A 13,555-nucleotide genomic window follows, 5' to 3' on the forward strand; every position below is an offset into this window, starting at 1 on the left:
GATCAGGCCGACGGCACGAAGCGCACCCAGACCTGGTCCTGCGTGGTGATGCGGGCTCCCGGCGGCGGGTTCTGCTCCACCGCGCGTCCGCTTCCCTGCAGCTTTACGTTGAGGCCGCGCTGCTCCATGACCCTCAGCACCTGCCTCATGCTCATGCCGCGGAAGTTCGGCATGGCCCCGGCGTCAGCCCCCTCGACCGTTCCCCCCTCGACCACCGCCTGCTCCGCCTGCGGCGTGATCTTCTCGGGTACGGGCGCGGACTTCTTCTTGACGCTCTTGTCCGGCGGGACGTTCAGGTAGCACAGGCTCTGCTGCGCTATGGCACTGAAGGCCGGCGCGGCGACGATGCCGCCGTAGACGTTGGCGGTGGGCTCGTCCACCATCACCATGATGGCCAGCCTCGGTTTCTCCACCGGCACGAACCCGATGAAGGAGCCGATCCGCTTGCTGGCCGAATAGCTGCGCCCCTCGACCTTCTGCGCGGTGCCGGTCTTGCCGGCGACACGGTAACCGTCTACCGCGGCCCCGGTGCCGGTCCCCCCTTCGACCACGACCCCTTCCAGCATGCGGGCCACGGTCTTGGCGGTCTCGGGCGAGATGACCCGTCTTTTCACCTGCGGTCCGAACTGCTGCAAGACGACCCCTTCGTCGTCCACGATCCGGTCCACCAGGTAAGGCTTCATCAGGTTCCCGCCGTTGGCGACGGCCGAAACCGCGGCGGTGAGCTGCAGGGCCGTGGCGGTCACCCCCTGGCCGAAGGAGATGGTGGCGAGGTCGATGCCGTACCACTTCTCCTGGGGGCGGAGCATCCCGGAAACCTCGCCGGGAAGGTCGATACTGCTCTTCTCCCCGAACCCGAAACCGGTGAGCGCCGTGAACAGGCGCTGCGAACCGAGCCTCTGGCCGATCTTCGCGGCGCCGATGTTGCTCGAGTACTTGAGGATCTGCGGCACGGTCAGCGCACCGTACTTGTGCGTGTCATGGATGGTCCTGCCGTACATGTTGCAGGAGCCGTTCTCGCAGTTGAAGCTGTCCCCGGGGCGGATCACCCCCGCTTCCAGGGCCGCGGCAACCAGGAAGATCTTGAAGGTGGAGCCGGGCTCGAAGCTGTCCGCTATGGCGCGGTTCCTGATCGCCCCCGGGGTCAGCTCCTTCATGTTGTTCGGGTTGAAGGAGGGGTAGTTGGCCATCGCCAGCACCCGCCCGGTGTCAGGCTCCATGACGATCGCGATCCCGGCCTTGGCGCCGTTTTTCTCGATGGTCTTGGTCAGTTCCTTCTCGGCTATGTACTGGATGTTCTTGTCCAGGGTGAGGACGACGTTGCTCCCCTTGGAGCCCGCCTTCCCCTCGCTCCCCTTCTTCAAGGCTATGTCGCGCCCGAGGGCGTCCCGCTCGGTCACCAGGTAGCCGGTGTTGCCGAGGATGATGTTGTCGTACTTCTTCTCGACCCCTTCCAGGCCGCTAGGGTCGAGCCCCGTGAAACCTATCACGTGAGCCGCAACCTGCGAGTTCGGGTAGAAGCGGCGGCTCTCCTTTACGAACCCGACACCCTCCAGGTCGAGGGCCTTCACCTTTTTCGCCTGCTCGGGGGGCATCCTGCGTGCCAGCCAGACGAAGTTCCTGGCCGCTTTCAGCTTGGCCTCGAGCTCCTCCCTCGTGCACCCAAGCACCGGGGCGAGTTGGGTGGCGGCCTCGGGGATGTTCTCCATGTTCCTGGTTTCCGCGTAGCAGGAGTCCATCTCGATGGAGACGGCGAAGGGGGCGCTGTTGCGGTCGAAGATCCCCCCCCGGCTGGGTGTCAGCGGGATGCTCTTCTGGTGCTGCTTCTCCGCGATCTTCACCAGCTTGTCGTTGTCCAGCACCTGCAGGTAGAAGGCGCGACCGGTAGCCGCTATGAAGAACCCGATGAAGAGCAGAGCCACGAAGCGCATGCGGACCCGGGCCCATTTCTCCCACTTGTCTATCACTTGACCAGGACCACCTGCTGGTCGGTGGGGAGCGCCATGCCGAGCTCACCCTTGGCGAGCGCCTCGATGCGGGCCGGCGCCTTCAGGGACGCCACCTCCACCTTGAGGCGCTTGTTCTCCTGCTGCTGGTCCCGGTACTGCCTATTGGCCTCGCCGATCCTGAGGTTCAGGTCGATGACCTCGACCCGGGACCATACGTGGAAGATGGAGACCAGCGTGAGCAGGACCATGACCCCCGTCAGATACCGGAAGCTGATCCAGTTTTCCCTTACTACCGCGCCGGGGCGTGCCGGTGCGGCGACCTTGCCGTAGGCAACTTTGCTCTGTGCCATAGTGGTACCTCTTGTTAAATCTTCTCGATGCCTCTAAGGCGTGCGCTCCTGGAGCGCGGGTTTGCATTCAGTTCGTCGTCCCCGGCCTTGACCGCTTTTTTGGTCAGCACCTTGTACTGCGGAACCCGGTTGCAGACGCAGATCGGGAGTTCCTTGGGGCAGGTGCAGCCGGCGGCGGCGTTACGGAAGGCCTCCTTGACGATGCGGTCCTCCAGCGAGTGGAAGGAGATCACCGCGCCGCGCCCCCCCGGCTTCAGGAGCTTCAGGAGGTCCGTGAGCCCATCCTCCAGGCTCTTCAGCTCCTCGTTGACCGCGATCCTGAGCCCCTGGAAGGTCCGGGTCGCCGGGTGCAGCCGCTCCTCCCACTTGGCCTTGGGTATGGCCCCCTTGATGATGTCCACCAGTTGCATGGTGGTCTCGATGGGGTGTTCCTGCCTGGCCTTCACGATGAAGGAGGCGATCCGCTTGGCCCAGCGCTCCTCGCCGTACTCCGCGATGATGCGGAACAGTTCGGCCTCGGAGAGGGTGTTCACCAGGTCCGCGGCGCTCGCGCCGGAGCTTCTGTCCATGCGCATGTCCAGGGGAGCGTCGGCCTGGAAGCTGAAGCCCCGCTCCTCCTTGTCCAGCTGGTGGCTCGAGACACCCAGGTCGAGGACGAAACCGTCGATGGCGTCCACGCCGGTCTCGGCCAGGGTTGCCGCTATCGAGGAGAAGTTCCTCTGGAAGATCCTGACCCGGTCGCCGAAGGGGGCGAGCCGTTCGCGGGCCACCGCGATCGCCTCCGCGTCCCGGTCGAACCCGATCAGCACGCCGTCCGGCGCGCTCGCGGTGAGCACCAGGCCGGCGTGGCCCGCGCCCCCGAGGGTGCCGTCCACGTAGATGCCGCCGGCCCTGGGGGCGAGCAGTTCGAGGACCTCGTCCGGGAGCACCGATATGTGATGGAAGTCCTCCATCTACAGGCCAAGCGCCGTGAGCCCCGGCGCGTCGATCGGGAAGTTCTGCTCGTCCTGGGCACAGACCTGGGCCCAGATGGCCTGGCTGTATATGTCGATTTTCTTCTGCATGCCGACGAAGTGGAGCTCACGCTCCAGCTGCGCGGCCTTTCTCAGGTCGGGGGGAACCAGGATGCGCCCCAGTTTGTCCGCCGTGCACTCGACGGCGGGAACCAGGATGGTGCGCCGCACCGAGGCGAGCTGATCCACTGAGAAGCCCAACGCCGCCCCGTCCTTCAGCCTTTCTTCCAGGGCGAGAAACTCACTGTGGGGATAGATGACGAGACCGTAGCTCATCTGCTCCCCGCCCAGTCGCATCGGAATGGACTTGGTGAGGAAGAAGCGCTCGTCGCCGAAGCTGTCGACCAGAACCTCGCGAAATTTCGCGGGAATGCTGGTGCGCCCCTTGGCGTCGATGGTCGTGTCGAACTTCCCTCTGAACATGGTTTCCCCGGCACCTGTTTCCACTTTATACCACTACATACCACTTTCGTGCACGAACTATACGGGAGGCAAGGGTTGATGTCAAGGCAAAATTAGCGGCAAATAGGGAATTTTTGGGAGGTTTTCCGGTGGGTTAAGCGGGAGACGGGAACCGGTGGCAAGAAGTGGTAAAAGCGCGGGTGGTGAACCGGGGTCAATTAAAATATCAAGCGGACAGAGGGAAAAAACGCGGCGGGCGGGGCCTTGAGGGCCCCGCCCGGAACGGTGCGACATCACTGGTTCTTTTTCCTGTCGAAGAGGGAAACCACGTTCCCCTTCTTCTGTCCTCCCCCGTTGTCGACCGGGGGCACCGGCTTTTGGGGCGGCTCGGGGGAGACGATCTTCTCGAGCATGACCGGCGTACCGGACATGGTGAAGGGGGCGCCGTTCACCTGGCTCTCGTCCAGGATCCAGTGATACACCTGGAGCGGCACGGTGAGCACCAGGAGCTGCACCTGCCACCACCCCGGCTTCCCATCGGGGATGATGTCCTCGATCCGGGCGTAGAAAGCGGGCTTGTTGTCGATGTGCGCCAGCACGATGTCGTTGATGGTTGTCGTCATGGTGACTTCTCCTTTGCGGTCAAAGCAGGGGGCCGTCCATGCTCCGCCCCGGGAACAGGGCGCGGATCTCCGCGTAGCGGGCGGCAAGCTCCTGCTCCATCTTGTAAAAGCGGGAGACTTCCTCCCGCGGCAACTGATCCTCGATGAGGTCGCAGTTAAAGGTGATGCAGTTGAAGGGGCGGTACCCCGGCGGGATCAGGCACTCCGGCTCACCAAGGTACGGGCAGAGCCCGTTGTCGAAGCGAGGCGCGAAGAGCGGCTTCCCGGCGGCCAGGTAGACCAGGAGGTCGACCGCGCTGAAATGGTACTTTCCCCTCGCGCAGCAGGCCCCGCCGCAGCCGGCGCAATGGGCGGCGGCGTCCACCTGGGCGACCAGTTGCTGCATCGCCTCCTTGTGCGCCGCCATGCCGCGTGCGAACTCTTCCAACTCCAGGCGGACGGGATGGGGCAGGCGCCCGAACGCCGCCGTCACCCTGTGCACAGCCTCTTGCCACTCATGATCCCAACCTGCCACGTGAAACCTCGTGCAACATAAAAAAACGCCGTCCGGAGCGACCGGAAGGCGGGGCTAAATGCTCAAACCGCTTATTTAATGCAAAGACGCAGAGACGGCACAAAACGATGAACGGCAAAAGCATGAGGCAGCCGCGGTTCCAGTTTTTCTTTGCGGCTTTGCCTTCAGGGCCGGTTCAACATCCATGCGTACAGCCCGCCGGCACCACGCAGGTGGCCGGAAGACGGGCAGATGCCGAAGGTTGAACGCTGAACGTTGAACGATCTATTTGTATATTGGCCGAAGCAGCCCGTAAGCCGGGTTCTGTTCCCGCCACCGGTTACCCGGAGGCGGGCGATGATCATTCATCTAGGAGTACCGTTGCCGGCACCCTCAAGCAACCAACCCGGAAGCACGGACGGGCCGTCCTTGGCGCTTCCCTATTTGGTCTTGCTCCTGGTGGGGTTTACCTGGCATCCGGCGTCGCCGCCGGACCCGGTGAGCTCTTACCTCACCCTTTCACCCTTACCCCCCTTCGCCAAGGCTTCGGGGGGCAAGCCCCTTAAGCTTTGGAATTGGCGGGCGGACTTCTCTCTGTGGCACTTTCCCTGGGGTTGCCCCCGCTGGACGTTATCCAGCACCATGCCCTGTGGAGCCCGGACTTTCCTCCCTCCACCATCGCCAAAGGCTACGGTGAACAGCGATCATCTGGTCTGCTTCGGCCAAATCTCACAAACTGGTTCTGCGTTCTATGTTCCAGGTTCTACGTTGACACCGCCCAGCTCTCCGCGCCAATTCCGCCGCAGCAACGGGCGGGTTTTAACGTAGAACTTGGAACGGATGTTAGCTTTTAGTCCTGCACTTCCTGCTTCATGATCAGGATGCGCTGGCAGTGCGGGCAGGTGATCACGTCGTCGGCGCGGAACAGGGTGTTGTAGAGCTGCGGCGGCAGGTGCATGTTGCATCCCATGCAGTTGCCTTCCTTGGCCTCGACCACGGCGACGCCCCTTCTCTGGTCACGCAGCTTGCTGTAGCGCTTCATCACCGAGGCGGGGAGCCCCTTCACGGTCTCTTCACGGGTGGCGGCATCCTTGGCGATCCCCCCCTCCAGCGCCTCGACCTTCTGCTGGACCTCGGCCTGCTGCGAGGCGACGTTGCCTTCCAGTTCGGCGAGATCGGCTTCGCGCTTGGCGATGTCCCCGTTTATCTCCTCGATGGCGTTGATCTTCTGCAGGATCTGCTCCTCCAGCTCAGCGATCAGCTTCTTCGCGCCGGAGATCTCCTTGGAGACCGCCTGGTACTCCTTCTGGGTCTTGATCTCCTTCAGGTGCGACTCGGAACGGTTGATGTTTTCGTTCTCGGAGGCAAGGTTCGCCTCCAGGGTCCCCTTCTCGTCCTCGAGTGCGCTCACTTCCTCGCGACGCGCCGCGATCTTCTCCCGGGCCTCCGCAAGCTTCGCGTCCAGCGCCTGGGACTCGCTCACCAGCTGCGCCTTCTCACCGTCCAGACCGTCGATCCTGAGATCGATCTCCTGCAATTCGTATAACGCCTTCAGTTTGTTACGCAAAATCCGCCTCCCCAACTACCTTTTTATGTTCTTAAAGAGCAGATGCCTCACCAGAAGCTGAAAGGTTCCTGCTCCCCTTGGTATTCCACTACTTCCGCCTCGAAACGGCGCGCCGCGAGGACGTCCTTCAACTGCGCACCAAGCCCCTGCACCATCAGTCGCTCGGTGGCAAAATGGCCGGCATCGAGCAGCGCCACGCCGAGCGCCTCGGCCTCACGCGCCTCGTGGTATTTGACGTCCCCTGTCACCAGGATGTCGGCGCCTTTGCGGGCCGCCTCGTGCAACAGCGAAACGCCCGAGCCGCCACAGACCGCCACCTTCTTCACCTGGCGCTCCGGGTCCCCCACCAGCCGGACCCCCGCGGCGCCCAGGCGTTCCCGTACCTCCTTCGCGAAGCGTGCGGCCGGAACCGGGGCCGCCAGCGTGCCGATGCGCCCCAGACCGCGCGACGGGCCCTGGTTCAGCACCGGGTAGAGGTCGTAGGCGGGCTCCTCGTAAGGGTGCGCACCCCTGAGGGCAGTCACGGCCGCACCGGTACGCTCCTTCAGGAGCAGGAATTCCAGCCGGCTCTCCGGCTCCGCGTGCCCGGCACCGACCTCCCCCACGAACGGCTTGGCGCCATCCACCGGGGTGAAGCGCCCGGTCCCCTCTACCTGGTAGGAACAGTCGCGGTAGTTGCCGATCGGCGGCATGAAGGGGGAGAGCGCGGCCAAAAGTTTCTCCTCGTACCCGCGCGGCGCGAAGAGCACCATCTTCACGTACTCCACCCCCCCGGTGATCTTCAGGGGCTGCGCCCCCTCGAGACCGAGGCGGGCGGCGAGAAGATCGTTCACGCCCCCGTGGGCTATGTCGAGGTTGGTGTGCAGGGAGATGATGGCGAGGTCGTGCTTGAGGGCGAGGATGGTAAGACGGCCGGTCTCGTCGGCGGCGGTGATCTTTTTGAGCGGGGAGAAGATGAACGGGTGATGGGTGACGAGCAACTGGCAGCGGGCCTCGATGGCCGCCTCCACGGCGGGCCGCCCGGGATCGAGCGCCACCATGATACGGGAAACCTGGGCGACGGGGTCGCCAAGCTGCAACCCCACGTTGTCCCAGGATTCAGCGAAGTGAATTGGGGCAATTTTACCAGTTATTCCAACTATATCCGATATTCTTGGAGTTATCATCACGCTCAAAAGAAAAAGAGTGCAACCGCTTGGTGTGCACTCTTTCTCCCCACTAGAAGTGTATTTTTTCGTCTGACCAGGTGCTTTAAGGGCATCCCCACATCATCCTAATTTGTAAGGTGGTGGGCCCACCAGGACTCGAACCTGGGACCGACCGGTTATGAGCCGGTAGCTCTAACCAACTGAGCTATAGGCCCGAAAAGCGAAATTAAAACATATAGTAAAAGGATTAACGTGTCAAGCTTCTATTTTAATGACAGAAGCCACCGCTTCTAATACATCTCGTACTTGAGCAGACGGCACTCGATGGGGCCGTTGTAGAGCACCATCCTCCGGGTAGCCTTCAGCCCCACCGACTTGGCGAGCTCCAGGTTGCCGGTGAAGAGGTAGGCGGTGTATCCCTTGCAACGCTTCTTGAGGGTATCCCCGATCTCCTTGTACAGCGGGCGCAGCGCCTCCACCTCGCCGAGCCGTTTGCCGTAGGGAGGGTTCAGGATCAGCACACCCGGCCCGGGAGGGGGTTCCAGTTCCGCCATGGGAAGCCGCCCCAGCACCAGGCGCTCCAGCACGCCCGCCCGTTTCGCGTTCTGCACGGCCATCCCGACGGCGGAATGGGACAAGTCGGAGGCCTGCACCGGCGCCGGGAGCCGTTCCAGCATCCCGGAGCGAGCCTCCGCCACGATCCGGTCCCAGAGCGCACGGTCGAACCCCTGCCAGCGCTGGAACCCGAAGCCGCGGTTGAGTCCCGGTGGGATGCGCAGCGCCTTCAGAGCCGCCTCGATGGCGATGGTCCCGGTGCCGCACATGGGGTCGACGAGCGGGGTGCCGCCGTCCCAGCCGGAGAGTTCCACCAGCGCCGCCGCCAGGTTCTCCTTGAGCGGGGCCTCGTGCCGGTCCAGACGGTAGCCGCGCCGGTCCAGCGGCTCGCCCGACAGGTCGAGGCTCAGGGTGCAGCGGTTCTTGAACAGGCGCACGTTCACGCGCAGGTCCGGGTCCTTCGTGTCCACGCTGGGGCGGCTGCCGAAGTGATCCCTGAGCGCGTCGACGATGGCGTCCTTGGTCTTCAACGCCACGAACCCGGAATGGGTGAGCGTCGAGTCCCTCAGGTTGCAGTCGACGGCAAGGGTGAGCGCCGGGGTGAGAAAGCGCTCCCAGGAGATCCCCCGCACTTCGCGGTACAGCTCCTCCGGGCTCTCACAGGGGAACTCTGCGAGCGTCATCAACACACGGCTCGCGGTGCGCAGCCAAAGGTTGGCCCGGTAGGCCGCCTCCATTCCCCCGGCGAACCGGACGCCACCGCTCTCGGCGGTAACATCGGGCACGCCTAGCCTTACCAGCTCGGCAGCCAGTGCCTCTTCCACCCCCTTGGCGGTGGTGGCGAAAAAAAACTGCTTCATCATCTCTCCTTAAAAACCGTGCCCGGGGCCGTGTCATGAGACCTCCGGGTCCACGACGCCACGGGCGCTCTCGGCGTGCCGCCGACCTTCATGAGGACTATACACGTAGCGGCTTTGCCGCCGCAACGTCAAAGGGCAAATTAATTTGGCGACGCGGTTGTATTGATTAAAAATAATGATAAAAAATTAATTTCTTTAGTTGCGGAGGCGGCGTGCCGATAGGTAGTTTCATGAACACGGCGCAGGCTTGGTTTTGCACCCCTGGCGCCACCGATCGGGGCATTTCTCCCACCGGCGCGGGGGCTTGCCTTTGCGTCGGCGTCATTTACAATTTCCCGGTGTCCGGTGCCACAATCCCCTGTTTTATCGGAGAAAATAGCACATGAAGAGACTGTTAAGAGTCCTTATCGTAGAGGACGCCCCGGACGATGCACAGCTGATCGTGATCCAGCTCGAGCAGGGGGGATTCGACGTGCATTTCCAGCGGGTGGACAGCGCGCAGGCCCTGACCGGCGCCCTGGAATCCGCCCCGTGGGACGTCATCATCTGCGACTACGTGATGCCCGGCTTCAGCGGCCTCAAGGCGCTGCAGATACTAAAGGAGCGCGGCAGCGACGTCCCCTTCCTGATGATTTCCGGGAAGGTGGGCGAGGAGGCTGCGGCGGCCGCCATCCGCGCCGGCGCCGATGACTTCGTACTAAAGGGGAACCTGGCCCGCCTGGTGCCGGCGGTGCAGCGCTCCATCGCCGAGGCCGCGCTGCGTCAGCAAAGCCGACGCCACGAGCAGGAACTCAAGGAGAAACTGGAATTCATCCAGGTCCTCATCGACACGCTCCCCACCCCGATCTTCTATAACGACCCCAACGGCCTGTACCTTGGCTGCAACAAGGCCTTTGAGGAGCAGATCGGCATGAACCGGGACGAAAACATCAACAAGAGCATCTACGAGATCCTCCCCCCGGACCTGGCCGCCCTCTACAGCCGCGGCGAGGAGTCCGCGGAGAACGGCGTCGGACCGCGCAGTTTCGAGGGGACCATCACCTGCGCCGACGGCGAACGCCGGGACATGATCTTTTACAGCGCCACCTTCAAGAACTCGGGAAGCAGCTCCGGTGGCGTCGTCGGGGCACTCCTCGACATCTCGGAACGAAAGCAGGCCGAGTTGAAGCTGCGCTACCTGAGCAGCCACGACATCCTGACCGGCATCTACAACCGCGCCTACTTCGACGAGGAGCTCGAGCGGCTGAGCAAGGGGCGCAAGTTCCCGGTCAGCATCGTGATGGTCGATGTGGACCGCCTGAAAGAGGTCAACGACCAGCAGGGGCACGCGGCGGGCGATGAACTGCTCCGGCACGCGGCCGAGGTGTTGAAAAACGCCTTCCGGCGCGAGGACGTGGTGGCGCGGGTGGGGGGGGACGAGTTCGCCGCCCTGCTCCCCAACACCGACGAAGCCACCCTGCGCGAAGCCATGGAGCGGCTCCAGGCCCAGCTGGCGCAGAACAACCAGGAGCACGCGCCGCTCCCCTTGAGCCTCTCCATCGGTGCCGCCACCGCCCATGACGGCGAGGAGCTCATGGCCTCCTGGCGCCTGGCCGACCAGCGCATGTACCGCCAGAAGAAAGGTCGCAAAAACAGCAACGCCGGCAGCAGGCAGCACCAGTTGGTGGCCTAGCGCCGGCGGCAGGCAGTCTGGGCGCGCGTCCCGTCTCCGGGGCGCGCGCCTTTTTTATTTTCCGTTCGACGTGATCTCCCGCCACATGCCTCCGCCACCCACCTCCCGGTGGAGAGGGCTGAGGGGAGCCGGCAGTTATCCCCCCTTGGACACCCTGTTCCGGAAGGGAGGGAACGGGGTAAGAGCACGCTTTTTTAAGCCACTACCTTCCGCTACTCCCTACTTGAAGATGATCATGGGAAGCTCGTCCTTGCCTGCGGCCGGCTTCGCCCCCTCCCCTTTCGGCTCCTCACCCTTCGCCTCGCGCGCCTTGGCCGGATATTCCGTCTCGAGCCTTTTCGCCACCTCTTCGGCACGCGCCGTGTCCCCGGACTTCAGGTAGGCCTGCTGCAGGTAGAAAAGGGTGTCCGCGAGCCCCGGTTCGCCGGGGAAGCGCTGCAGCGCCTCGCTCAGACGCTTGATGGCCGAAGGGTACTTCTTGGTCCTCAGGTAGAAGTTCCCGACGTAGTTTTCGTAGGCGAGTTCCTTGGCGCGGCAGTCGGCGAGCTTCGCCTTGGCGTCCTCCGTGTACTCCGAGCCAGGATACTGGGCCAGGAACATCTCCAGGTAGTGCACCGAATTCTTGACCGCCGTCTGGTCGGTGTCGATGCCGGTGATCTGGTTGTAGTTGGCAAGCCCCAGGCGGTACAGCGCGTAAGGGGCCTTCTCGTTACTGGGGTGGAGCTTGCGGAAGTCCTCGTAGGCGGCGGCCGCCTCGATGAAGGCGCCGTTCTCGAAATGGGCATCCGCGATCTTCAGCTCGGCCTGCGCGGTCAGTTCGGGATTGCTGTAGCTCTCCTTCACCTTCTTGAACTGCGCGATGGCGTCCTCGAAGTGCCGGGAGGCGTAGGCGGCCTCGCCTTCCTTGAAGTAGGTCTCAGGGCCCTTTACCGGAGCGGGGGCCGTGGCGCAGGCGCCCAGCAGGGTAAGCAGGGTGGAAAGGCCCAGGTAACGCAGGGGTCGAGAGTGCATGTATGACTCCTTGAGGTGCGATGAGATCGTTCAAAGCCCCCGAAGCCGGAACCGCCACGGCCGGGGGTGATGTTTCAGGACCGGCCGGCGCGCTTGCGCTTGGTCGGATCGAGCTCCTTCTTGCGCAGACGGATCGAAACCGGAGTCACCTCGACCAGTTCGTCCTCGTCGATGAACTCGAGCGCCTGCTCCAGGGTGAGGACGCGCGGCGGTGTGAGCTTGATGGCGTCATCGCTGCCGGAGGCGCGCACGTTGGTGAGCTTCTTCCCCTTGCAGGGGTTCACCTCGAGGTCGTTGTCTTTCGCGTGCTGACCGATGATCATGCCGCCGTAGACCTCTACGCCGGCCCCAAGGAACAGGATGCCGCGCGGCTGCAGCGCGTCCAGCGAGTAGGCAGTCGTCTCCCCCTGCTCCATGGCGATGAGGACACCGTTCTTGCGTCCCGGGATCTCCCCCTTGTAGGGAGCGTAGTCGTGGAAGGTGTGTGTGATCACCGCGGTGCCGCGGGTCTCGGTGAGGAACTCGCCCCTGATCCCGATCAGGCCGCGGGCCGGCACGATGAACTCCAGGCGCACCGTCTCTCCCATCGGGTTCATGGCGACCATCTCCCCTTTACGGGGTCCCATGCGCTCGATGATGGCGCCCTGGTACTCGGCGGGGACGTCCACCACCAGGTACTCCATCGGCTCGTGGCGCACGCCCTCGACCATGCGCATGATCACCTCGGGCTTGGAAACGGCCATCTCGAAACCTTCGCGGCGCATGTTCTCGATCAGGATGGAGAGGTGCAGCTCACCGCGCCCGGAGACCTGGAAGGTATCGGCGTTGGCGGTGTTGGCGACCCTGAGCGACACGTTGGTGCGCAGTTCGCGGTCCAGGCGCTCGCGGATGTTCCTCGAGGTGACCAGCTTGCCCTCGCGCCCGGCGAAGGGGGAGGAGTTGACGATGAAGTTCATGGAGAGGGTCGGCTCGTCGATGGCGACGTAAGGGAGCGGCATCGGGTTTTCGGCAGAGGCCAGCGTCTCGCCGATGCCCACCTCGGTGAAGCCCGCGATGGTGACGATGTCGCCGGTGAAGGCCTCCGGGATCTCGACCTGCTTCAGCCCCTCGTACCCCAACAGCTTGGTGACGCGCCCCTTGGAGATGGTGCCGTCGCGCTTGATGAGGGCCACGGTCTCGCCGGCGCTCACCTTGCCGTTGAAGATCTTGCCGGTGGCGATGCGGCCGATGTAGTCGTTGTAGTCGATGTTGGTGACCAGGAGCTGGAAGGGGGCGTCCGGGTTCCCCTCGGGGGGATGCACGTTGTCCTTGATGAGCTCGAAGAGGGGCTCCATGTTCTCGCTGGGCTGGTCCATCTCCCTCATGGCGTACCCCATCTTGGCGCTGGTGTAGCAGATGGCGAAGTCGAGCTGGGCGTCGGAGGCCTGCAGTTCGCAGAACAGGTCGAAGACCATGTCCACGACTTCGGAAGGGCGGGCGCCGGGGCGGTCCACCTTGTTGATCACGACGATGGGCTTGAGACCCAGGTCGAGCGACTTCTTCAGCACGAAGCGGGTCTGCGGCATCGGGCCGTCGAGGGCGTCGACAAGGAGCAGCACGGAGTCGACCATCTTGAGCACGCGCTCCACTTCACCGCCGAAGTCGGCGTGTCCCGGGGTGTCCACGATGTTGATCTTGTAGTCGCCGTGGTGGATGGAGAGGTTCTTGGCGAGGATGGTGATGCCGCGCTCCTTCTCCAGGTCGTTGGAATCCATCACGCGCTCGGTGATCGCCTCGTTTTCCCTGAATACTCCGGACTGCTTCAACATGGCATCGACCAGGGTGGTCTTACCGTGGTCGACGTGGGCGATGATGGCGATGTTTCTGATCTTCTCCTGCATGCTTTACTGCTCCTTTTCGCTTGGCTCGGCTA

The 13,555-nt window shown here is 63.6% G+C and carries 12 protein-coding genes, 1 tRNA gene and 1 other RNA gene; 1 reads left to right on the forward strand and 13 read right to left on the reverse strand.

The window, feature by feature from the left end; all coding sequences use genetic code 11:
• Nucleotides 1-2 precede the first annotated feature (2 nt).
• The 11 genes from KP001_RS13845 to KP001_RS13895 form a co-directional block, all read right to left on the reverse strand.
• Nucleotides 3-1,967, reverse strand: a complete 1,965-nt coding sequence (locus tag KP001_RS13845) for a penicillin-binding protein (protein WP_217286198.1) — start codon at nucleotides 1,965-1,967, stop codon at nucleotides 3-5.
• Nucleotides 1,964-2,299: a cell division protein FtsL gene (ftsL, locus tag KP001_RS13850; protein WP_217286199.1), complete on the reverse strand. Its 336-nt coding sequence runs from the start codon at nucleotides 2,297-2,299 to the stop codon at nucleotides 1,964-1,966. The genes KP001_RS13845 and ftsL overlap by 4 nt, the downstream gene beginning before the upstream one ends.
• Before the next feature lie 14 nt (nucleotides 2,300-2,313).
• On the reverse strand, nucleotides 2,314-3,252 hold the full coding sequence (rsmH, locus tag KP001_RS13855; protein ID WP_217286200.1) for a 16S rRNA (cytosine(1402)-N(4))-methyltransferase RsmH: 939 nt from the start codon (nucleotides 3,250-3,252) through the stop codon (nucleotides 2,314-2,316).
• Nucleotides 3,253-3,735 (reverse strand): division/cell wall cluster transcriptional repressor MraZ, encoded by a 483-nt coding sequence (gene mraZ / locus KP001_RS13860; RefSeq protein ID WP_217286201.1) that lies wholly within the window; start codon nucleotides 3,733-3,735, stop codon nucleotides 3,253-3,255.
• A gap of 272 nt (nucleotides 3,736-4,007) precedes the next feature.
• Nucleotides 4,008-4,337, reverse strand: a complete 330-nt coding sequence (locus KP001_RS13865; protein WP_217286202.1) for a hypothetical protein — start codon at nucleotides 4,335-4,337, stop codon at nucleotides 4,008-4,010.
• A gap of 19 nt (nucleotides 4,338-4,356) precedes the next feature.
• Complete coding sequence (locus KP001_RS13870) at nucleotides 4,357-4,851, reverse strand: hypothetical protein (RefSeq protein ID WP_217286203.1); 495 nt, start codon at nucleotides 4,849-4,851, stop codon at nucleotides 4,357-4,359.
• A 277-nt stretch (nucleotides 4,852-5,128) separates the two neighbouring features.
• An RNA gene (rnpB, locus tag KP001_RS13875) (RNase P RNA component class A) lies at nucleotides 5,129-5,550 on the reverse strand.
• A 130-nt stretch (nucleotides 5,551-5,680) separates the two neighbouring features.
• Nucleotides 5,681-6,397 carry a zinc ribbon domain-containing protein gene (locus tag KP001_RS13880; RefSeq protein ID WP_217286204.1) on the reverse strand — a complete coding sequence of 239 codons (717 nt, stop codon included), beginning with the start codon at nucleotides 6,395-6,397 and terminating at the stop codon, nucleotides 5,681-5,683.
• 47 nt (nucleotides 6,398-6,444) lie between these two features.
• Nucleotides 6,445-7,563 (reverse strand): Nif3-like dinuclear metal center hexameric protein, encoded by a 1,119-nt coding sequence (locus KP001_RS13885; RefSeq protein WP_217286205.1) that lies wholly within the window; start codon nucleotides 7,561-7,563, stop codon nucleotides 6,445-6,447.
• A 120-nt stretch (nucleotides 7,564-7,683) separates the two neighbouring features.
• A tRNA-Ile gene (locus KP001_RS13890) sits at nucleotides 7,684-7,760 on the reverse strand.
• Between the two features lie 75 nt (nucleotides 7,761-7,835).
• Entirely contained in the window at nucleotides 7,836-8,960 is a 1,125-nt protein-coding gene (locus KP001_RS13895) for a THUMP domain-containing class I SAM-dependent RNA methyltransferase (RefSeq protein ID WP_239027781.1), read from the reverse strand.
• 382 nt (nucleotides 8,961-9,342) lie between these two features.
• Here KP001_RS13895 and KP001_RS13900 point away from each other — a divergent pair, with 382 nt between their 5' ends.
• Nucleotides 9,343-10,632: a sensor domain-containing diguanylate cyclase gene (locus KP001_RS13900; RefSeq protein WP_217286207.1), complete on the forward strand. Its 1,290-nt coding sequence runs from the start codon at nucleotides 9,343-9,345 to the stop codon at nucleotides 10,630-10,632.
• 219 nt (nucleotides 10,633-10,851) lie between these two features.
• Here KP001_RS13900 and KP001_RS13905 read toward each other — a convergent pair whose 3' ends face one another.
• Both KP001_RS13905 and typA read right to left on the reverse strand, forming a co-directional pair.
• Nucleotides 10,852-11,643, reverse strand: coding sequence for an outer membrane protein assembly factor BamD (locus KP001_RS13905; RefSeq protein ID WP_217286208.1), 792 nt, complete (start codon nucleotides 11,641-11,643; stop codon nucleotides 10,852-10,854).
• Between the two features lie 74 nt (nucleotides 11,644-11,717).
• Complete coding sequence (gene typA, locus KP001_RS13910; protein ID WP_217286209.1) at nucleotides 11,718-13,523, reverse strand: translational GTPase TypA; 1,806 nt, start codon at nucleotides 13,521-13,523, stop codon at nucleotides 11,718-11,720.
• Nucleotides 13,524-13,555: the final 32 nt, after the last annotated feature.

It is taken from the genome of Geomonas subterranea (assembly GCF_019063845.1).
GTDB lineage: Bacteria > Desulfobacterota > Desulfuromonadia > Geobacterales > Geobacteraceae > Geomonas > Geomonas subterranea.

Excerpts from the sequence above, each read along its gene's own strand:
- ftsL (WP_217286199.1), bottom strand. The coding sequence starts at position 2,299 with ATGGCACAGAGCAAAGTTGCCTACGGCAAGGTCGCCGCACCGGCACGC.
- rsmH (WP_217286200.1), bottom strand. The coding sequence starts at position 3,252 with ATGGAGGACTTCCATCACATATCGGTGCTCCCGGACGAGGTCCTCGAA.
- mraZ (WP_217286201.1), bottom strand. The coding sequence starts at position 3,735 with ATGTTCAGAGGGAAGTTCGACACGACCATCGACGCCAAGGGGCGCACC.
- KP001_RS13865 (WP_217286202.1), bottom strand. The coding sequence starts at position 4,337 with ATGACGACAACCATCAACGACATCGTGCTGGCGCACATCGACAACAAG.
- KP001_RS13885 (WP_217286205.1), bottom strand. The coding sequence starts at position 7,563 with ATGATAACTCCAAGAATATCGGATATAGTTGGAATAACTGGTAAAATT.
- KP001_RS13895 (WP_239027781.1), bottom strand. The coding sequence starts at position 8,960 with ATGAAGCAGTTTTTTTTCGCCACCACCGCCAAGGGGGTGGAAGAGGCA.
- KP001_RS13900 (WP_217286207.1), top strand. The coding sequence starts at position 9,343 with ATGAAGAGACTGTTAAGAGTCCTTATCGTAGAGGACGCCCCGGACGAT.
- KP001_RS13905 (WP_217286208.1), bottom strand. The coding sequence starts at position 11,643 with ATGCACTCTCGACCCCTGCGTTACCTGGGCCTTTCCACCCTGCTTACC.
- typA (WP_217286209.1), bottom strand. The coding sequence starts at position 13,523 with ATGCAGGAGAAGATCAGAAACATCGCCATCATCGCCCACGTCGACCAC.